Below are 422 nucleotides of genomic sequence, written 5' to 3'. Positions count from 1 at the left end.
TATCCTGCCATTGGATACCGACAATGAAACTTTAGGCACGACGGTCTTGCAAGCGTTGGCAAACAGCAGGACTTTCGTTTATGACAGTTCGGAAGACCAAGATTTTTTTGATACCGAAAAATTTCGGCAACGCTATGAGGATTGGGTTGCCAACCTATGCGGGAACTTGGGCTATAAAACCAGACGCGCCCTATTTAAAAACATGATGAGCGGGGATATTTGGCTGCACAACGGCTGCCTGAAAATCAGCCCGAGCCGCCATGTCAAGCCGGAAGCGTGGGATGCCATTGATGCAGACGATGTAATTTTATCATTGGATAACAGCCCTGAAGAAATCGGAGCAGGTTTAAAGTTGGCATTGAGCCGCTGCCGACAGGATAAACCCAGAACGAAACGAAAAATAATCCGCCACGCCCGAAAAC

Annotated in this window: 1 protein-coding gene; it reads left to right on the top strand. The window is 47.9% G+C overall.

Going from position 1 to position 422, the window contains the following annotated elements; translation table 11 throughout:
• Positions 1-10: 10 nt before the first annotated feature.
• Positions 11-422 (top strand): contact-dependent growth inhibition system immunity protein (locus tag RM704_RS45815; protein WP_498076463.1); only part of this gene is annotated, 412 nt, incomplete at its 3' end.

Source organism: Streptomyces gottesmaniae (assembly GCF_031845845.1).
In the GTDB taxonomy this organism is placed as follows: domain Bacteria; phylum Actinomycetota; class Actinomycetes; order Streptomycetales; family Streptomycetaceae; genus Streptomyces; species Streptomyces akebiae.
Note: the sequence above shows the minus strand (reverse complement) of the source record. Positions and strands in the feature narration are given on the sequence as shown.